The organism is Vibrio chagasii (assembly GCF_024347355.1).
Lineage (GTDB): Bacteria > Pseudomonadota > Gammaproteobacteria > Enterobacterales > Vibrionaceae > Vibrio > Vibrio chagasii.
This window is the reverse complement of sequence record NZ_AP025465.1, coordinates 1,444,394-1,464,054: the sequence shown is the minus strand read 5'-3', so window position 1 is coordinate 1,464,054 and position 19,661 is coordinate 1,444,394. Positions and strand designations below refer to the sequence as shown.

General features: G+C 42.4%; 21 protein-coding genes. 14 read left to right on the top strand and 7 right to left on the bottom strand.

Features of this window, described 5'->3' with window-relative positions:
- Positions 1-456: 456 nt before the first annotated feature.
- A complete protein-coding gene (locus OCV52_RS06745; protein WP_102431758.1) occupies positions 457-858 on the top strand; it encodes an ACT domain-containing protein in 402 nt (133 codons plus the stop codon).
- A 5-nt stretch (positions 859-863) separates the two neighbouring features.
- On the opposite strand, the gene OCV52_RS06740 is transcribed toward OCV52_RS06745, so the two are convergent.
- Positions 864-1,709 (bottom strand): LysR family transcriptional regulator, encoded by an 846-nt coding sequence (locus tag OCV52_RS06740; protein WP_315973359.1) that lies wholly within the window; start codon positions 1,707-1,709, stop codon positions 864-866.
- 143 nt (positions 1,710-1,852) lie between these two features.
- On the opposite strand from OCV52_RS06740, the gene OCV52_RS06735 reads away from it, so the two are divergent.
- Positions 1,853-2,698, top strand: coding sequence for an alpha/beta hydrolase (locus OCV52_RS06735; RefSeq protein WP_137408407.1), 846 nt, complete (start codon positions 1,853-1,855; stop codon positions 2,696-2,698).
- A 120-nt stretch (positions 2,699-2,818) separates the two neighbouring features.
- Here the strand turns inward: OCV52_RS06735 and OCV52_RS06730 are convergent, their stop codons facing one another.
- The 3 genes from OCV52_RS06730 to OCV52_RS06720 form a co-directional block, all read right to left on the bottom strand.
- Complete coding sequence (locus OCV52_RS06730; RefSeq protein ID WP_137408408.1) at positions 2,819-4,705, bottom strand: methyl-accepting chemotaxis protein; 1,887 nt, start codon at positions 4,703-4,705, stop codon at positions 2,819-2,821.
- A 370-nt stretch (positions 4,706-5,075) separates the two neighbouring features.
- On the bottom strand, positions 5,076-5,945 hold the full coding sequence (locus tag OCV52_RS06725) for a DMT family transporter (protein ID WP_137408409.1): 870 nt from the start codon (positions 5,943-5,945) through the stop codon (positions 5,076-5,078).
- A 66-nt stretch (positions 5,946-6,011) separates the two neighbouring features.
- Entirely contained in the window at positions 6,012-6,449 is a 438-nt protein-coding gene (locus OCV52_RS06720; protein WP_137408410.1) for a RidA family protein, read from the bottom strand.
- A 167-nt stretch (positions 6,450-6,616) separates the two neighbouring features.
- Here OCV52_RS06720 and OCV52_RS06715 point away from each other — a divergent pair, with 167 nt between their 5' ends.
- Both OCV52_RS06715 and OCV52_RS06710 read left to right on the top strand, forming a co-directional pair.
- Positions 6,617-7,318 carry a helix-turn-helix transcriptional regulator gene (locus OCV52_RS06715; RefSeq protein WP_137408411.1) on the top strand — a complete coding sequence of 234 codons (702 nt, stop codon included), beginning with the start codon at positions 6,617-6,619 and terminating at the stop codon, positions 7,316-7,318.
- 78 nt (positions 7,319-7,396) lie between these two features.
- Positions 7,397-7,756, top strand: coding sequence for a VOC family protein (locus OCV52_RS06710; RefSeq protein WP_137408412.1), 360 nt, complete (start codon positions 7,397-7,399; stop codon positions 7,754-7,756).
- 55 nt (positions 7,757-7,811) lie between these two features.
- On the opposite strand, the gene OCV52_RS06705 is transcribed toward OCV52_RS06710, so the two are convergent.
- The gene (locus OCV52_RS06705; protein ID WP_137408413.1) at positions 7,812-8,528 is read right to left on the bottom strand and encodes a DUF1826 domain-containing protein; all 717 of its coding nucleotides are present in this window, start codon (positions 8,526-8,528) and stop codon (positions 7,812-7,814) included.
- Between the two features lie 275 nt (positions 8,529-8,803).
- Here OCV52_RS06705 and OCV52_RS06700 point away from each other — a divergent pair, with 275 nt between their 5' ends.
- The 6 genes from OCV52_RS06700 (at position 8,804) to OCV52_RS06675 (ending at position 12,831) form a co-directional block, all read left to right on the top strand.
- Positions 8,804-9,376 carry a YceI family protein gene (locus OCV52_RS06700; protein WP_137408414.1) on the top strand — a complete coding sequence of 191 codons (573 nt, stop codon included), beginning with the start codon at positions 8,804-8,806 and terminating at the stop codon, positions 9,374-9,376.
- Between the two features lie 250 nt (positions 9,377-9,626).
- Entirely contained in the window at positions 9,627-10,325 is a 699-nt protein-coding gene (locus OCV52_RS06695; RefSeq protein ID WP_004741780.1) for a VC0807 family protein, read from the top strand.
- Between the two features lie 353 nt (positions 10,326-10,678).
- Positions 10,679-10,954, top strand: a complete 276-nt coding sequence (locus tag OCV52_RS06690; RefSeq protein WP_137408415.1) for an HU family DNA-binding protein — start codon at positions 10,679-10,681, stop codon at positions 10,952-10,954.
- 39 nt (positions 10,955-10,993) lie between these two features.
- Positions 10,994-11,134 (top strand): hypothetical protein, encoded by a 141-nt coding sequence (locus tag OCV52_RS06685; RefSeq protein WP_162884293.1) that lies wholly within the window; start codon positions 10,994-10,996, stop codon positions 11,132-11,134.
- A gap of 274 nt (positions 11,135-11,408) precedes the next feature.
- A complete protein-coding gene (locus OCV52_RS06680; RefSeq protein ID WP_137408416.1) occupies positions 11,409-12,323 on the top strand; it encodes a VirK/YbjX family protein in 915 nt (304 codons plus the stop codon).
- A 292-nt stretch (positions 12,324-12,615) separates the two neighbouring features.
- A complete protein-coding gene (locus OCV52_RS06675; RefSeq protein ID WP_137408417.1) occupies positions 12,616-12,831 on the top strand; it encodes a hypothetical protein in 216 nt (71 codons plus the stop codon).
- A 28-nt stretch (positions 12,832-12,859) separates the two neighbouring features.
- Here the strand turns inward: OCV52_RS06675 and OCV52_RS06670 are convergent, their stop codons facing one another.
- Positions 12,860-13,951, bottom strand: coding sequence for a transporter substrate-binding domain-containing protein (locus tag OCV52_RS06670; protein WP_137408418.1), 1,092 nt, complete (start codon positions 13,949-13,951; stop codon positions 12,860-12,862).
- Positions 13,952-14,199: 248 nt separating this feature from the next.
- The gene (locus OCV52_RS06665) at positions 14,200-15,489 is read right to left on the bottom strand and encodes a sphingomyelin phosphodiesterase (RefSeq protein WP_137408442.1); all 1,290 of its coding nucleotides are present in this window, start codon (positions 15,487-15,489) and stop codon (positions 14,200-14,202) included.
- A gap of 247 nt (positions 15,490-15,736) precedes the next feature.
- Here OCV52_RS06665 and OCV52_RS06660 point away from each other — a divergent pair, with 247 nt between their 5' ends.
- From OCV52_RS06660 to OCV52_RS06645, 4 genes are all read left to right on the top strand, one after another.
- The gene (locus OCV52_RS06660; RefSeq protein WP_137408419.1) at positions 15,737-16,459 is read left to right on the top strand and encodes a DUF1007 family protein; all 723 of its coding nucleotides are present in this window, start codon (positions 15,737-15,739) and stop codon (positions 16,457-16,459) included.
- A 105-nt stretch (positions 16,460-16,564) separates the two neighbouring features.
- Positions 16,565-17,656: a nickel/cobalt transporter gene (locus tag OCV52_RS06655; protein WP_137408420.1), complete on the top strand. Its 1,092-nt coding sequence runs from the start codon at positions 16,565-16,567 to the stop codon at positions 17,654-17,656.
- A gap of 289 nt (positions 17,657-17,945) precedes the next feature.
- On the top strand, positions 17,946-18,440 hold the full coding sequence (locus OCV52_RS06650; RefSeq protein WP_137408421.1) for a YcxB family protein: 495 nt from the start codon (positions 17,946-17,948) through the stop codon (positions 18,438-18,440).
- A 310-nt stretch (positions 18,441-18,750) separates the two neighbouring features.
- Positions 18,751-19,317 (top strand): hypothetical protein, encoded by a 567-nt coding sequence (locus OCV52_RS06645; RefSeq protein WP_102425812.1) that lies wholly within the window; start codon positions 18,751-18,753, stop codon positions 19,315-19,317.
- Positions 19,318-19,661: the final 344 nt, after the last annotated feature.

Sequence of the window (19,661 nt, the reverse complement as noted above, 5' to 3'; positions counted from 1 at the left end):
GGTTTGTTGGTTGTTACCTACGACAAACACGAAAATGCAGACAGCTAGCGTTATACGCTCAATACGTGAAGCAACAGTGTTACAAATTCAACCTAAGACAATAAAAATGAGATTGCTTATTAATTTATATTCATCTCACTAGGAACTTCGAGTGGGGGCAAACTATTTTGAAAAGCTTATGCAATCACATTTTATATAATTTGATCAAAAGCTCTAATTTTAACAAAAGTCGAATGGTTGGTTAAAAATGGTATATGGAAGCGGAATGATCTTCACTATTGACACATAACACACCAAAACGCTGCAAAAACCGAAAAATACAGAATTAAAATTACGGGCGATTAGTCGTGCTTATAGTGAATAAATATTATTAATTGTACTCGCCGACAGCTTACCTCTATCTTGACTGCACTATCCAACACCATAAACAAACGCGATTACGCAGGGAAAAAGACGATGACCGCCATTACCGATTTAAACATTCTGCTAAAGTCCATGTCACCAGAACTCATTGAAGGCAACTATGTTTTCTGTACGGTAGAGGGAGAATTAGCCGACTATGTCCACCTCAATCCGATGGCGACCTTTCGAGAAAAAGAAGGGTTAACTTTAGTACTAACAGAAGAAGTGGCGACTCAAGCGCAGTTAAGTTTCGATGGTGTGTTTAGCTTGATTACTTTGTCTGTACACTCAAGCCTTGAAGCGGTTGGGTTAACCGCTGCTTTCGCCACAAAGCTTGGTTCATACGGTATTAGCGCCAACGTGATTGCTGGCTATTACCACGACCATATCTTCGTTCAGAAAGACAAAGCTGAAGCCGCAATGAGCGCGCTTAGAGAGTTTTCAGAAGCCGAATAACTCGATCAGTTTGCTCGTTCACGTATGAAGTTGACTAACAGCTTAGTTAGATGTGTGTGATAACTCATCGAACGGTAATGAATATATATCGTCAGGGGCGCTAATTGGTCATCTAAGTACTGTTCAACCAATGTGCCCCGCTCTATTTCCTCACGACAAAACTCTCTTGGTAAAGCAACAAAACCAAGCCCGCGGATCGCAGCGGCTTTCGCGATAAACCCACCATCGACATTAATATTTGACTTGATATCCAAGCCCTTCGAGTCGTCTTTTGTCCTGCTAAAGACCCAAGGGTTGCCGCCAAAAGCTTTATAGCTAGAGATACATGGCAACGCTCTTAACTCTTCAATTTTACTTGGAGAACCGTGTTCCACCAAACAAGTTGGAGAAGCCAAAACAGCACTCTCCCATTGGCATAAAGGACGAGAAATCCAATCCCTATCATCCAGCGATCCTCGCTCAAAGCTAATCACGATATCTGGGTCACTGTTGAGTGCGCTTTCGATGGACGTACTGTGTTCACAGAACAGAGATATATTGGGATAGTCGACCACAAAATCAGCAAGAACATCGCCAATGAACGGAACGTCTGGCGTGCTTAAGCGAATACTTCCTTTTACTGATTCAGTTGAAATGGTGAGGCTTTGCAACGTCTGACTCAGGCGACGAAGCGGCTCTCTTATCTCGTTATACAGAATCTCGCCCGCTGAGGTTGGCGTAACCTTGCGGGTAGTCCGATAAAACAGTTTATTGCCAATCTCATTTTCAAGTTGTTGAACATGACGACTTACCGTAGAGCTCGGAATTAACAAGCGCTCCGAAGCCTTGATGAAGCTGTTCTGTTCATACACACAAAGGAATGAGTTTAACCAAGCGTTATCGATCCTTTCCAATCTTATTATCCCAAAACTACCAATACTGAATCTCATATTAGCCTATTTATCAGGATTATCTATCGCGATAAGGTTCAAAAAAACGATGTGAGTTAAGAGTGATGAAAACTAAAAACCAGACAATCTTCAAGCGCGATGGGTATCAACTTAAAGCCGAACAACACGGCGAAGGACCAAATTTATTGATTATTGGTAGTGTTGATTACTACAAGCGAGTAATACCGAAAGCGCTACACGACTACTTTACCTGCCTATATCTAGACCATCGTGGGTTTGCTTTAACGGGAAAAGATAACCAGACAATTAATTTAGATATTATCTCTGACGATATTGAAGCTATCTGCGAGAGTTTTAATATACGAAAAGCCTTTGTTCTTGGTCATTCAGGGCATGCTTACATGGCGCTTCACTTCGCCAGTTCTTCCAATATTCATATTGAGAAGGTTATGATTTTTGGAGCATCACCAAGCTTATCTGAAGAGATGAAAGCCAAACAGTTTTCACACTGGGAAAGTCATGCGTCAGGTGAACGAAAGCGCCTATTTAAACAAAATATTGGAAAGCTCGAACACGACATAAACAAAGAACCACATAAAAAGTTTGTCCATCTATGTAATCGATTAAGCCCTATGCGCTGGGCAGATCCTAGCTTTAATGAACTTCCCCTTTGGGAACGAGTACACACCAACACAACAGTACTTGACGCACTATGGGGGGATATTTTTAACAGTATAGATGTAGCGACTCTGCCTATGGTCAATCAGCTAGAAGTTATTGTTGCTATTGGCGAACTCGATTTCAGTATCGCACCTTTGAGCACTTGGCTGGATTTAGGAGGGGCGTTTAAATCATTAGAACTCATTGAGCTTGAATGCGTGTCACATACCCCAATGCTTGAATCGCCAGTCAGTTTTATTGAACTGATGTGCCATCATCTACTCGATTAATTCAGTGACTTATCTTGTTCTACCGTCTAACAATCGCCACAAAAAAAGCGACGTAATCTACGTCGCTTTGGCTTATTGCTTACTGTTCATTCACTGATCAGGCATCAGAGAACAAGACCGTTAAGCAAGCTTAAAAGTCGCCACTTTGTCACTTAAACCAGCGGCTTGGCTCTTAAGTTCGTTCGACTCAGTTAAGCTGTCCTGCGCGCCCACAACTAAGTGGTCAGTGACATCTTTAATGGTCGTCACGTTCTGGGTAATTTCACCAGTCACGTGTGTTTGCTCTTCAGCAGCCGTGGCGATTTGAGTCGCCATATCGCTAATCAAAGCAACTGCCGTATTGATCTCTTCAAGCGCATGCGAAGCTCTGTCGGCATCTTCTACTGAATGTATTGCCAGTTTAGAACTACTTTCCATCAGCTCAACGGCTTGGGTCGTTGTGCGCTGTAGGATATCAATCGTTGATTTGATCTCTTCTGTTGAAGAGTGAGTACGCTGCGAAAGCACACGTACTTCATCAGCAACCACAGCAAAGCCACGACCTTGTTCGCCAGCACGAGCAGCTTCAATCGCTGCATTCAAAGCAAGTAAGTTAGTTTGCTCTGCAATGCCTTGGATTGTCGCTAATACTGTTGAGATCTCTTGAGCGTGCTTGTTTAGCTCGCTGATCACGTTGCCCGCTTCGTTCACTTCATTGGCCAAGTTATTGATTGAGCCTTTAGTGTCGACAACCAGAGCGTGACCACTGTTAGTGTTTGTCGCTGAGTCTTGTGCAGCTTTCGCTGTTTGCTCGGCATGTGATGCAATCTCTTGAGTTGCACAGGCCATTTCAGTTACCGCCGTCGCGACCATAGTGATTTCTTGCTGCTGGTGGTTTAGCTCATCCACAGAGCGGTTCGCACGCTGAGCACTTTGCTCTGACTGACTGTTGAGCTGCTCTGATTGTCCGCGGATATGACCTATCAACTGCTGTAAGCTGCCGACAAACGTATTGAAGTTCTGAGCAAGCTCGCCCACTTCATCTTGATTATCAACATGAATGCGTTGAGTTAAGTCACCACTGCCGTTCACAATTTGCGCCAGAGCTTGAGACACATGATTCAGTGGACGGAATAGAATGGTACAAAGCAAATTAAATAGTACCGTACAAACCACCACTACTAGCAATGTCACCAACACTTGACCGATAACAGCGTCAAAGAGTGGTGCCACTAAAGAGTCATGATTCACTACGCTAATCGTAATTAGATTGGTTCCATCAATTGCACGCGCATACAGCACATAGTCAGTACCGTTCAACTCAATAGAGATGTCCTTACCGCTTACCAACGCCTTTTGCACATCTGAAAAGTTCAAACCAAGTGAGCTGATATCTTTGTTCAGTAGCTTAGTGTCTGCGTGCGTGTAAACCGTGCCCTTGTTGGTCGCGATAAACATGTAACCTTCACCTGGAAGAATTACTTGCTCAAGGCTATTTAGAATATCGGTTATTTCAACATCCGCGCCCAATACGACCTGTTGGCCATGCAGTTGCATTGCGGTGCCTAGTGACACTACATTCGCTCCCGTTGCAGCCGCAACCGTAGGGTTGTCCATGAAAACCTTACTTGGATTAGCAACCGCATTGGTATACCAGCCCCACAAACGAGGATCATCATTACCCGGTGGTAACACTACCCCATTGGCATTTTCTTGTGAGCCATCAGGATACGCTAAGAAGACATTATCAAAAGAGCCTGAATCGCGAACCTGTTTCAGGTGAGTAACCAAACTCTCCTTTTGAGACTCTTGAGACAGAGAAGTAAGCGCACGCTCTTTGGATAAGATCCAATCCGATACGTATTGATTGTATGAAGCCGATGCACCTTCTAAACGCTGTTCAACTTCTGTATCCAAACGCTGCAATGAAGCACGAAATGACAGTGCTTCAACCAAAATCCCCCCCAGGATGATGGCCAGACTGGCAGAAATCGCCAGCTTATTCTTAAGTGAGAGTTTCTTTAACATAGGAAACCTATAATTTTTGTATAAATAGCGCTGGAAACAGGACCGTTCCCACGCTGAAAGCAAGCTGATATATTTTACATATTAAAATAAATTATAAAATGCCCTAAGATATTGTATTTAAGGTATATGTGAGCCGAAAGATAGATCCAGATCAAACCAAAAGGTCGAACATCATACGCTAAGGCTCCCATATTAATTCATCAGTATCATGTGATTGGTAAATGCCGCGCGTATCGCTTCAACATCAATCACAGCCCCACACAAAAGATCTCGTCGTTACGAGACCTTTTAATTCCTATCTATAGAGACGTGACTTACGCAATTCATGTTCACTTTTAAAGAAATGAATTTACATATTTCTAAACAGCCGCTAACGGTTTTCGGCGAGCTTTTGATTGATAAACAGTGCAGATAATATGATAACCAACGCTAACCATGTTGTGGGGTGTACAGGCTCATTCGCAAGTAATACTCCAATAAACACACCCACAGAGGGTACAAGATAGTTAGTCATTGAAGTAAATACCGGCCCGGCGTTTTGTATACTCATCATATAAAGATAATAAACCACACCCGCACACATCACTCCTAAGTAAACCAATGAAAACACTGATGTAGCGGTAGGCTTAACGCTAAAGATTGGCGAAGTCAAAGCCGCAATCAACATCAGTTGAATGCTCGCCATACAAAGTACATTTCGCGCGACAATCAATGGATGTTCATCTCGAACACGGTTCAGTAACAAAAGCGCTATTGCGAAACTCACGGCCGCAACAACTATGCCGGCTGCGCTCAATAAATCTATATTGCCAGTATTCGACAACATTTCTGGGGAGAATAAGACCAATAACCCGCTAAAGCCGACGATGACACTTACAGCGTTTCCCTTAGTTATTCTTACTCCTTTTATAAATACAGGTGATAGCAATAACGCATAAAAAGGCAGTGTGCCCATCAATATCGCCGTAATTGAACTAGATAAGTTCTGCTGTGCCCAAGGCACAAGAACAAAAGGGATCGCAGCTTCTAATAGCCCTATAAGAGCAAAAAGCCCCCACTGATTGCTAATGCTTTTAACTCTTATAAGTTTACATATAACAATAAGTGTCATTGCACCTAGTACAGCTCGAAGTGTCCCTACCCAGACTGGAGAGAACCCTTGAATTGAAATTTCTTGGAAAATAAATTGGGAACCCCAAATCAGCCCAATAGCGATTAACGTTAAATAATTTTTTAGCATGTTTAATATTGTCCGGAGAATTTACGCTGATAAAAAGTAAAAATGGTATGTACTGACAGTTTTGTCTTATTGATTACGACAACTAGGAGTCTGTGATTTAAAAGCTATAGCATCGACTTCAATTAGCATTCCATCTAACGCGAGTTTCGGAACTGGGATCAGTGTGCTCGCGGGTAAGCGCTCTTCAGCCCAACATTTAAGCATTTCTTCGCCCCAGATATGAAGTTTATCTGAATCATGATCAACAATCAGGACGGTAATCTTAGCTACATCATCAAAACCTAAGTCATGTGCCCGTAACGCAACATCAAGATTAGATAAAACAACCTTAACCTGACGACGAAAATCTATGTCTAATTCATGTTCCAGTCCTTCACCACCGCTTTGCCCTGAAATAAAAACAAACTCTCCGTTCGCGGAGGTCTTCACCGTATGGCAAAAACCAAAAGGAGTTGGGTTAAAAAGTTTTTCAGGATTATAAAATTTCAATCTTTTACGTGACATTCTGTTGCCCTATTAAGCTGTGTTTTTAACGTTAAGGAGTGTAAAACTTCAACCTAACTCTAAGTCAACAAACAATTTTCATTAAATCAGTTACCTATGGAGGTAACCTAGCGTTTACCCTATGATTCGAATAATCTTATAAGTCGTTATGTCCATAGAGTTTGCTTATGTCTCGAAGCCAACGCCTCTTTGATTTGCTTCAATTATTGCGCTGTCACAAATATCCCGTGCCTGCCGCTCACCTTGCTCAAGAACTGAATGTCAGTACACGTACCATCTATCGTGATATTGCAACACTACAAGCACAAGGCGCGGAAATCGATGGCGAAGCTGGTGTGGGCTACCTGCTCAAACCTACCTTTACTCTGCCACCAATGATGTTCTCCTCGGAAGAGCTAGAAGCGTTGCGACTCGGTGCGGAATGGATCGCTAAGCAAGCTAATGGAGAATTTAGTGAGTCGGCTAGAAATGCGATTGCCAAGATCTCGGCCGTGCTCCCTTCTGACCATCAAGCTAGGCGCAGTGAAGATATCATTCGTGTTGCTTCAATCATTGAGGTTACAGACTTAAGTTTTGAACTGTCGGAGATAAAGCGAGCGATCAAGCAGCAAAACAAAGCTCAAATTCACTACACAGACGCCAAGGCAAAAGTCAGTTCTAGGGTCGTATGGCCAATGCTGATCGGCGTATTTGAAAACTATTATGTGCTGGTCGCTTGGTGTGAAACACGCAGTGCCTATCGAAACTTCAGGCTCGATAGAATTAGCAAATGGGCCAAACTGGAAGAAAAATATTCGAAGTCACGGAATAGCTTACTCAAAGAGTGGCAAAGCATGGAAGGAATTACAGACAAAGTGATTCGCTACTGACAAAAACTGTCACTAGTTAGGGATATATTCCTGTTGTCCAAAGAAGCACCACACCAGATAACCTAACTAGGAGCAGCTATGTTTACTATCGATTCACTTGTCCTTTATGTCACTGACATTCACAGCAGCATGGATTTTTATTCCAAAGCCTTTGACTGTGAGCCAACACTGCTATCACCAACGTTTGCTGCCATAACTTTTGCAAGCAACGTAAAGATCACCCTCAAGCAATCTGATGCTTTAACACCAGTAAGCAAAGTAACTGGCGGCGGCACTGAACTATCCATGCCAGTAACAGATAAACATACTCTAGAAAACCTTTATAAAGAATGGAGCGAGAAAGGAATACAATTTGAACAAGCGCCTGAAGAGTCCGTGTTTGGTATCAACTTTGTCGCAGTTGACCCAGACGGCCACCGCATTCGAATCTTCGCCTAAATGAAAAGAGCGAGCGACACTCCTGTTGCTTGCTCATCTCATCCGCCAAAAAGAACTAACCGAAGTCTATGGTCAGTAACAATCGAGCTTCTTCAGATGAAGTGACAGGTGAACGGTGGACAAGGCCTCTGTTTTCATTACCGCTCCAACGCTCTCCTTTCAATAACGCAACATCACCGGCGGCCATCTGTTGGATATCAGATTGATTATTGTATAGGCCGGATGCTGAATCTGGCTGACCATTACTTCCACGACCGAGTTTAGAACGGTCAACCGCATCGTTCTCTAGCCACTGAGTCGCAATGCCATGATAGGTTGTCACTAACCGGCAAGGTACTTGGTCAAAATGAAAGCGAGGACACATTGCCTTGTTCAGTACAGCCAAGCGGAGACCAACTTCTTCAAGCTCAAACAAGCAACAGAACATGTCCACCAGCTCAGCCATATTTTCTAGCAGGACTTTTGAAGCCGTTCCGTCTGTAGCGAATTCCAATTTGTCGAAAGCGTTTGCAGGTGACACGCTAACAGACTTACTAAAATTTGGGTTAGCCGCAATAAATTCATTGATTTCAGACGCTAAGCTCTCATCAAAGTTACGCTGCCATATCGCGACATTGATATCATCCTGGTAAATGTCAGCCAACACTGTCGGGGATGAAGCTGCACTACAAGATGGATTTCGGCCCTTCTGCCCTTTATGAGCTAGCGTTCCATCAATACTTGACGATTGATTACAACTCGTTGTCAAAGGTTCAGCTAAAACGGCATTCATTATCTCATCTCCTTGCTGCGCGCTCGTATTCTCTAGAGGCAATATCTCTGTTTGCCAAAACAACAAACCAAGGAGATGTTATAACATAACAGTGCGTATTCAAACAACTCAAGAGATCATGGTTCCATACGTACCAATATGACATGTGTGCCCCCTACCGAATTTAGTGCATGAGTAAGGTGTTGAGCTGAGCTTGCCCCTATACTTTTCAAAGTTGTTCAGAATACGAACAGCGCTATTTGTTCAACTGGCAATCCATTATGTGGTGACAACTTATGAAAAAACTACTTACAACGACCGGGCTTCTTTGCACCGCCATATCAGCGCAGTCTTTTGCAGAAAGCGGCTACACATTAGATCCGAAGCTGTCGAATGTGACATTCGCAACCATTAAGAAGCAGTTCGTTGTTGAACCCGCTTCCATCAAGCCTTCGTCCGGTGGGCTTACCGAAGATGGGAAATTTTCAATCGTATTGGACATGATGAGTATTAGCACAGGAGTGTCTATTCGTGATCAAAGGCTAAACGAGCTGTATTTTGAATCTATGAACTTTCCTGAGGTTGAGATCTCAGGGTCCGTTGAGCCTTCGCTGTTAACAGGTGAACCAAATAATACGACGATAGCAGCGGAAGTCACTCTGCACGGCGTGACCAAAACCATCGCCTTCCCTGTTATGGTCGTACCCTCTGACGGTTTTGTCATGGTGAATTCAACATCCACGGTCATCGTCAATGGCGCAGATTTTGGTATTTCGACCGACAACTTAAACAAACTTTCAGCAACGGTAGGCGGATTAGCGCTTTCCGATAAGGTGCCACTCAACTTCAACTTAATGTTCGATAAATAAAGGTCGATTACAGAGTGAGTTAACACGAGCCCTAACACTCATCAGGTAATCACAACGTTACCTGATGAGTGGGCGTAACTCCAAACCTCACACACTCCCCCTCGAACGTTCAATCTACCACTCGGAAGCGGCGTTAATGTCGTCGGTGTCACATGTCGTTACATAGCATGACCCCTTTAGGCTTTACATCTCAGTCGAGGTAAACAACAATCACTGAGAATAAATCCATAACACAATGTATTTAGATATTATGAGTAACACTGAAAACAAAAAATCGAGTCCTCTTTTTGAAGTCGTATTTAACGTCCTTCTTCCATCATTTATCCTAATGAAGTTCAGCGGAGAAGAGCACCTCGGAACTGGCTTAGCACTGCTTGTCGCACTCGCCTTCCCTATTGCTTACGGTGGCATGGAGTTAATCCGTAACAAGAAATTTAACTTCATCGCTGCACTTGGCTTTGTCAGCGTGTTACTAACTGGTGGTATTGGTTTCTTCGAACTAGACACGCGTTGGTTAGCTCTAAAAGAAGCCTTAATCCCTGGCTTAATTGGCCTAGCGGTACTTGGCTCTACCTTTACTCGCTACCCATTCATCCAAAAAGTGATTTTCACGCCTGCATTGCTGAACATTGCTCTAATTGAAGAGCGTTTAAAGCAATTCGGAAACCAAGCTAAGTTTGATCGTTGCCTAATGACGTCTAACTACATGTTCGCTAGCACGTTCGCATTCTCTTCCGCGATGAACTATTTCCTGGCGACTTGGATTGTTACTAGCCCTGCTGGTACAGCAGCGTTCAATGAAGAACTCGGTAAATTGACTCTATATAGCTACCCTGCGATTGCGATTCCAAGCTTACTAATGATGTTAGGTATTTTTTACTACATCTGGCGCCAAGTTCGTGACATGACCTCACTAGAGACAGAGCAAATTTTCGTCACCAATAAATAAGCTCACTCAGAGCAGCTCAACCTGAATACCTTAAGCCCAGCAATTCGCTGGGCTTTGCTTTATCTATCATCAAGTAAAACGAATAACTCAGGTTGCAGATAATTGGCACGATGATGACTCACCCATTCCCTCCAACTCTAAAATTCCTGATAGCTCTTTTACTATTCGTATTTAAAACGCTAAAAATCAACAACTTGTATTAGGCTTTTAATTGATGGTTTTCTAAACGATCTTGTTGGTTACTTAACAAAGCCCTACCCAATCACTGACAATATCGTACTTGGTGTTGATAAGATCACTCAAGCTAGGTGCCAAAGGTAGACACCAGCCTTACTCACTAAGGAATCAAGAATATGAACAAATCTCAATTAGTTGAACACATCGCTACATCTGCAGACATTTCAAAAGAACAAGCGGGTAACGCGCTAAATGCACTTGTAGAAGGTATTTCAACAACGCTTGCTAACGGTGATGAAGTAGCGATCCTTGGATTTGGTAGCTTCAAAGTAAACACTCGTGCCGCTCGCACGGGTCGTAACCCACGTACAGGCGAAGAAATTCAAATCGCTGCATCTAAAACACCAGCATTCAAAGCCAGTAAAGCGCTAAAAGAGTCGTGCAACCTTTAAGCTAGCGCCCTAAAACGCAGAACTATAAGGAAAATGACGATGACTACGCCAAAGGAAAAAGCCAAAAGCAGTCGCGTTAAAAAAGCAGGTAAATCAACAGAAAACCAAGCACCTAAAACTCGACAACGTATTGAAGAGCTTCTAGAAGAGCGTGAACTGGCCAAACTGTTAGAGCTTTAATTTAGCCCTGCGTTGATAACAAGCGATAGATAAACAATGCCACTGCATCTTTGCAGTGGCATTTTTGTTTAACCAGCAAGTACCCGTGAACTAGCCGTTTCTATCTGCGCAAAATACACACACTAAGTAATTGTTCCGATTACATTGTCATACATACCCATACATACCTAAATTTCACTTTTCATTATCATCGCAGCCTTGATGTTTATGAGTGTAAAGAACGTAAAACCCAACGCGGATGTGTTCGGGGGATGCTTCTTCTTTTGAGGTGATTATGAATGTAGTTCGTATGGGAATTGACGCTAATGTCCATAAAAACAAGGGCAAGTACAAAGCGATAGCTAAGTTTACAATTCGAGCATTGTTTTATTACTCAGATACGAAAAGAATGAATGAGAATTTCAACTCTGATGAGAGAAAACTCTTATTTAAAAAGCAACCGAATTTCCTATCTAAGTTTGTCACACCCTACCTATGTAATGGCTTTAGCAAAAAGCAGAAAATTGAAATTTTATCAAAGCATTACGACTGGTTTGAAAATACGTTCAACACTCCAGCTCGACACAATATTTACAACGAAAGAATCAACCTTTTAGAGCTAGAAATTGGTGAACAAACTTACTTACTGAATCTCAGTTTTGAGCGCAATTCAAGAAAAGAAGGCGAGCTCACGCTGTCGCTGACTGATTCACAATTGAATAAGATGTACACCCTGTCATTCTCTGTCTTCAACAATGATATCTACATCGGTGGTGTTCAAGGGGGTGCCAATGATAACGGGTTCAGCCGAGCGTTTACCAAAGCGTTGCACGGCTTAAGACCTAAGTCATTTATCGTTGAAACACTAAGACTAATGGCCTCCGACCTGGGTATAACCCACATTTACGCAGTCAACGAAGCGAGCCATGTGTCAAACTCATTCCGCTATGGAAAGAAAAGCAAAGACATCAACCTAAAATATGATGAGCTTTGGGAAGAGCATAACGGAGCACAACATAACAAGTGCTTTTACGTGTTGCCTTTACGCGCAACAAGAAAGGATCTTGAGCCGCTTAAACGCCAAAAACGAAAGCTATACCGCCAACGTTACGCTTGGCTGGACCAATATGAAGAAGATCTCAGAGCCGCTATTAACCCTCACCTGCAAGCTCCTATCACCTTGACGGTTGAGCTAGCCAAAGCAAGCTAATGAGTTGAGGTTAACATCGCCAACCGAAAGGTTTTCGCACCAATGACAAGCGTTTATAGGTTCTTATTCGTATGAGTCTATAAACGCTTCGATCAAGCACAGTTCCTACACCTAACTACTCCCACTTCCAAAAACGGAATTTTAGCTTACCGGCTATAGGCTGATATCGCGTTGACGATGCTGTTTGAGAAGCGCATGCTTTTATTTCGAGCAGAGTCGTTCTTGGCCGTTTTGATAAGCGAACCGATAAGAAAGTGCTCTGTGTAACGTGTCTAATTGAGTGGCGAGTCAGATGAATAAAGTTGTTATGTTTGTAATGGGGATGCTTTTTACCAGCCGTTTGTTTGCCAGTATCGCCCCCCATGTTAAGCAATTAGAGCATGATGCGCCTATCCTACTCCGCTCTGCATTGATCGTTTTTGTAGCCGCTTATGTCATTTGGACAGGTGTTAAACATTACAAAAAACGCAAAACCTCAGCGCTGGAATCAGAGCAGACTAACAGCTAATACTTCACGCTATGCATCGCTGTCTCGGTTAGTTGTCTGCAAAATACTCGACTAAGATTTTACGCCACTTGCGAGACTCTCGAATTTGCAACAGAGCGCGGTTAATCTCTTCTTCGTAAGGGTTATTTTCCGTAATGATAAAACCGTAGTTCTGTTTCTCTAGCTGATACGGTAACACCTCTAAACCTTCAAATTGGCCACTCATTCTGCCATTCCCAATCATATATTTAAGCACTACATCATCCGCTACAATGGCGTCGACTTCTCCTTCTTCTAGAGCAGCCAAAAGCCTTGGCATATCAACATAGTTCTCATGTCTGATACCAAAGCTGGTCAATAGCAGAGAGGATGTCGTCGCGACCTTGGCGCCTACTTTGACATTCGCTAGATCATTAATACCTTTGATCTGAGAAGATCCTTGGCTGAGTGTAAGTTTACTCGCTAACACAGCAGTAATACTGGCAATGAAAAGCATACTGAATACGCCAATAAACACCGTAGCAATCCGCCCCGTTAAACTCTTAAATTCAAAGTAATTAAATGGGCCTCGAGTAATGAAAAGTAAACCAAGGATAAAGCTCTCTAGCCAGCGTCCAGTTCGGCTTTTCATCGAATAGAGCTTCTGGTTTTCACCGTGTTCAAGCATATAGAAAAATGCGCCGATGACACCTGCGATAAATACAACCACACCGATGATCAACCACAAGGCTGGGTTGAAGAATATCGAGTGTAAAGTTTCAAGATAGCCTTTCTTTTTGACTGCGATAGCAAGGTGCGTTTCGTAAAATGAATGGGAAAAATCAGCAAAAATCTCTCGCTCTGGAGTGATTGAAATGCAAGACACACCTATGTCTATTTGTTCCGATTCAATAGCGCTAAGCAACTCATCGAGTGGATGGTTTTCTATCGTAAACTCAACATCCATATCCCTGGCGATCTTTTCCCACAGCTCAATACTGAGGCCATCCCACTCATTATCCATCGAACCAATAACAAAAGGAGGACAAGGGTAAACGCCAACTTTAAGTGGTGCTGATGAAGTCATTGAGCTAAAGAAAGGGAGAAGTAAGAGAGAAAAAACGGCACAAAATCTAAGTGCCAATTTGAAGAAATTTTGCATCAGCAGCCCTCCAGAATGGGCAGCGATGGATTGAATCGAAGATGAAGGCTCATCAACTGAAAACGCACAAGTGAGATCAGAAGTGAAGATATTTTATGATGAGTTCAGTGCTGCCCTAGCTTTAAAAGTTGTTACTTTAACTATAGAGAACCCTATTTATTCTGCAAAACATTGGAGCTCGGCCTAATACATAAACTGACTTTGTATCGATGAACCTTTCAGACCGCTAAGATAGAAGAAACACTATCCTAGGGCACTTCAAAACGTGCACTTACCGCTAGGTGGTCAGATAAATCCCACACACCCCACATATCATCGTCAAAACTGCGTAACACTTCAATTTTGCTGGAACTCGCCATCACGCTGCTATTATTTGAATACAACAGATAGTCCAATCGTTCTTGGGCTGATTGATCACTATCGGATAGGTTTTGATTCACAAGCGGATCGTAACTATAGGTCAATGCCCCCTTTAAAGAAGGCTCTTGCAAATCCAATACTCTTAGCATTTGAGTGAAATCGAGCGGAAACTTGTGCTTGGCGATATTGAAATCACCACCGAAGATAACAGGCTCGTCCTCCGGTAAACCTAACCGTTCCACAAAGGCGAGTATTTCACCGACCTGCAGCATTCGTATATTTCGATGTTCGCGGGAATTCCAAGAGCCAAGATGCAGGTTAAACAGATGATAAGGGCGGCTATCTTTTATTATCTTGGTATAGAGAACACCTTTATCTGCCGCACAATCGGTTCCCCGACAGTTATCAAAGACATGTTGTGCCTGTTCAACAATGGGATATTTACTATAAGTAATAACACCGCCATCGTAGGTATTACTGCCACCACCATCGAGTTTATGACTGACATACTGAAAGTGGCGCTGCATGTCCGCATTTAAACGTAGTTCATTTTCTCGCCTGAACACCTCCTGCATAAAAACCACGTCATGATTCTTGACCGCTTCAGCAATTCGTATATCTCTATCATTCATATACTCTCCAATATAAGGGAGCAGCCATACGTTGTAAGTCAGTATATTGATGCTATTCGCATCAGATAATGGAGCCGTTGGTTCTTCACTTATAACAAACGTTATATCATCATATCCACCGGTGTAATCAGCCTTATAATAGTATCGGTACCCCCCTTTATTGTTCCCGTGAATTGCTCGATCACTGTATAAGTCACCGATATGTGTGGTTTCAGGATCGACAAGGGTAAAAGACATATCTGACCCCCACGCTGTTCCTTTTAGCCTGACTACAGGAGTGAGATATTCGTAGCCTAAAAATATAAAAAAGTAGTAGTCTTTGCCTGCTTTTATACCACCATATCGACTCAGGTTAGCAACCTCAGCATAGCTATAAGGCCTAATATGGTTGACGCCGGTTGAGGTGATAACTTGCTCATCTCCGGATATAAATAAGCTAAGATCCTCACGGGTGTTATTCAAAATACGTATGTTCGTCTCTGCTTTGATAACGCTACAGAAAAACAACAAACATAATAATGTCGCACTTATCAATTTGGTGATCATCACTTCAGGCACTCTTTTGTTTGTCGCACTCCTAAAATTATTAGAGCTTAGTTTCATATCAAATACAAAATAGAGATAATGCAACACTGAGTAATTTGATGACTTTGAGTATGGGAGGCTCATAAAAAATAATGATCGACACTTGCTGTACATTATTACAAGTGAATTGATGATTTACACAAATTTGATGTGAACAGCACCACCAGTTGTTATAGTATAACATTACATCAGTTAACTATTATGTCCCATGAAACCGCTATTTAGTCTAATCAAGGTGCTCAGGTGCCTCTCCTCACGATATTTATGTCGTTTCCCAACGCGATTACGCTCTGTTAAGCATTTACCTCTTTGGTTAGCGATGCTGACTTTTGCTCCGAACCTGCATGCACACCCCCACTCTTGGATCGAAATGAAAACTCATATAGAGGGTGAGAATGGCATGATCACCGGTTTTTCAATGGAGTGGTCTTTTGACGCAATGACCTCTATGTATATGCTGGATGGCGAAGACGTTTCTCCAGAAAAAGAGGAAGAAACGTTCAAGAACCTTGCGGCCTCAGTGATCGAAAACATGATGTATGAACATTACTTTACTTATTTCTACAATGGTGAGGAGCCAATTAAATATCAGGTTGCTGAACATGCCAAATTCGAGCGTGATAAAGCCAAAATGGTTCTCACGTTCGACCTACCACTTTCAAAGCCAAAGCCAGTAACACGTGATTCGCTTCGTATGTTGATTTTTGATCCGAGCTATTTTGTCGATATGTCGTGGATCGCTAATGACGATGTGGCGTTATCTCCAGAGCTCGCAAGACAATGTAAGTTAGAAATTATCGAGCCGAACCCAACGCCTGAGCAAATGAGTTATGCGATGTCGTTACCTGCCGATGCCGACCCAGACAACACATTAGGTCAGCTATTCACTCAGTCGGTCGAGCTTCATTGTGCAGCGGTTCCTGGTTCTTAACCAAGGCGTTTTATTTTTACGATTAGGCGTTTCGACAATTAAGCGTCTGTGCTCGTTCAGTCTCTCTAATCATCAAGAAAAAGATTTCTGATAAAGGTGCATTTAATGCAGAAAAATCAAACAAAATACTACCTTACAGGTGTCCTTGCCTTCACACTCGTTGCCGTCGGTGCATACCAACTGTGGGTTATGTGGCCATCATTGGTGATATCCAGCATTCAATGGCAAAGAGAAGTTAATTCAGAACTTGCCGACCTCCTCTATGATGCGAAGTCTAACCCTTGGGGCGCAGGTAGCTACCTTATCGGGGTCAGCTTTATCTACGGTATGCTTCACTCACTTGGACCAGGACACGGCAAAGTCATCGTTTCGACCTACTTAGCTACTCACCCAACAAAAGCAAAAGCCAGTTTAGTGCTAACGGTTGTTTCTGCATTTTTACAAGCATTAGTCGCAATATTATTAGCAAGCGTGTTGCTATGGGGCTTTAGCGCTTCTATGCGAATGGTGAATGACAAAGCCAATATGTTTGTCTCGTTGAGTTTCGCGTTAGTCGCGGTAGTGGGTGCATTGATCTGTTGGAAGGCTCTTAAAAACATCTACACCACAATGCGTACACCAAAATTGAAAGTGAAAGCGATCACCACCTTAGCTGCCGATACGTCTTCGCCAATTTCAGTCCAATCATCAATGGCCCTTCGCTCATCAGTACCTGCTGGTTCAATGATGTTGAAGCCATCTAACGCATTACAAAGTGCTGAACACGCTCACACAGATCATTCTCAAACGGATTGTGGATGCGGCCACCAGCATGTTGCCGATGCAGACGCTATAAACAAAGCTTCAACACTTCGTGAATATGCAGGAATCATCGTTACGATTGGCGTAAGGCCATGTACAGGTGCGATTATGGTTCTGCTTTTCGCAAACATGGTTGGCTTATATTGGATGGGCGTTGTCAGTGCCTTTGCCATGGCGATAGGTACCGCGTTCACAACCTCGACGATTGCAATCATGACACTAACAGGCAAAAACTTGGTAAAACGCTATTTGGCTGCAGGTAACAAGAATAACAGTGCGTCACTGAAAGCTGCAGGTCATTACTTACAACTGTTTGGTGGTGTTTTACTTGTCTTAATTGGCTTGTTGCTAATGAGTGGACAAGAGAGCGGTATGTCGCCGGTGTTTACTATGTAACTGTAGGGACGCTCTAACACTGCTAGCAACTACATAACACTTCCCCAGACTAAAGACCTCTTAGCCAGAGGTCTTTTTACTTCGCTGACATAAACACCCTTTAATTTTTTTCAAACGTTGCATAGCTAATAGTATGAATTCCGTTTTCATTATCATCGATTTACAAAACAGAGCCAAAATCTCTAAATAAAAGCGGTGAGAAGCGATACAATAATCAAGTTGCGAAATTGCTGCGTGGGACACCTGCCCACTGAAAGTCCATTTACAGAGAACCTTAAAGTAGTCATACATGTCTAAAGATTCCGGTTTCACCACAGAGTACACCCTCGACAAAGCTTTCTTTGCTGAGTGCTATGACCAAACGAGCGTCCCGACTCAATTCCCAAAAGCGTATTTGAAGGCGTTTTTGTTTCTTCTTTTTGGTTGGGTTCTACTTGAGTTTGAACTATTACCGAGCGGCTACGTTGGTTGGTTCTTCATTGTATTGAGTGTTATCGAAGCGTTCAGCGTATATTGCAAACGAACCTGGTGGTTGTGGCGACAAAGAATCAGCTCTGGCGCTGGCAGCAAAGTGGTATTTAAAGGTGATTTAGATGGCGTGAGTTACAAAAACTATAAGACCACCAACACGATCAAGTGGAACCAGATCGACGAGCTTGAGGAGACTGACCTTGGCTTTATCATTCATATTGGGAAGCAACGCCAATACGTGAGCAAATCGTGCCTAAGTGATGACGCGATTACTTTCATGGTTGAGCAACATAAAGCATCAAAAGCTAACTAACATAAGTGTATTAAGACCTCTCAGAGTTGAGGTCTTAATATTTTCTAGCCTTACAAAACAGATTCCTACCGCACTCAGCTTAACCCAATGTTCTAATTCTTAAAAACCCCATGTACAGCTCTACTGCCTGTTTTTAGCGTGAGTTCATCTAGATGATTCAGCACCGCTTATACCTATTGAATTGAACTCAAACTTTCCCCTGCTTTTTGCACAATTGCATCAAGTGCACCACACTTGAAATAATCAATTTTTGATTAATACTTGGCCTTGGGCACGCCCAATTTAAACAAAACAATTAAGAGAAGTTGAAATGTTTAAGCAGATGATATTAAGCATTGCCTTGATGGGACTCACAGCACCATTACACGCCGCTCAATTGGTCGATCTAGTTAATCCAGAGTTTCAGATACCCTGTAAAGATGGCCCCGATGATATGGTCACCGGAATGCCAGGCCTAATTTCTGAGCTGTCCGATGTAAAATGTACGACCTACGGTCAAATACTTACAGCGCCAGAAGGCTTCATATGGAAGATTGCTGGTACCCATAACGGAGCCATGAGCCTTTTGGCTCAAAACGGCGTCGATGAGATCAACGAAGTTGGAAATAAAGCTTACTTTATCTCTATCGAGGGGAAGCAACTTAGTTATGATGAAATAGTGAATGTATTTGATACAAAACTAAGCGACGTTTTATTGCAAAAGACTAAAGAGCAGATCTTAGCTCAACAGGCAGAACTGATTGAAATAACGGCTATAAATAATAAAAATTTAACACAAAACGTTTATATATTCATGATAAAAAAATACACTTTGGGGTTTGTTTGCACACCAAAGTGTATCAAGTGGGCATTTACCATTGAGGATTCACCTCTATAGACGGCTGCCAAATAACCTTATATTAATAGTGATATATCGAAACTTTATAGTTAATATTTTCCGTAAGGGAAATAATCTAACCTAATGCTGATTATTCTATGAAGAGTTACTAACGTACACCACATATCTTTGCAGATAAAATAGGTAATATGTATTTTTTCACTCACAATATGCTTAGTGTTGAACAATTATTTCTCAAAAATGAGAATGGACAACGTGGAATCAGCAGCAAATCTTAAGTGAAAGATTAAAATTATGCTTTATACTGACGTTTATGTATTCCTACCGAAACACTTGGGTACCCCAATCTCGTTAAATGCTCTTCTCTTTAAACAAAAAAGACT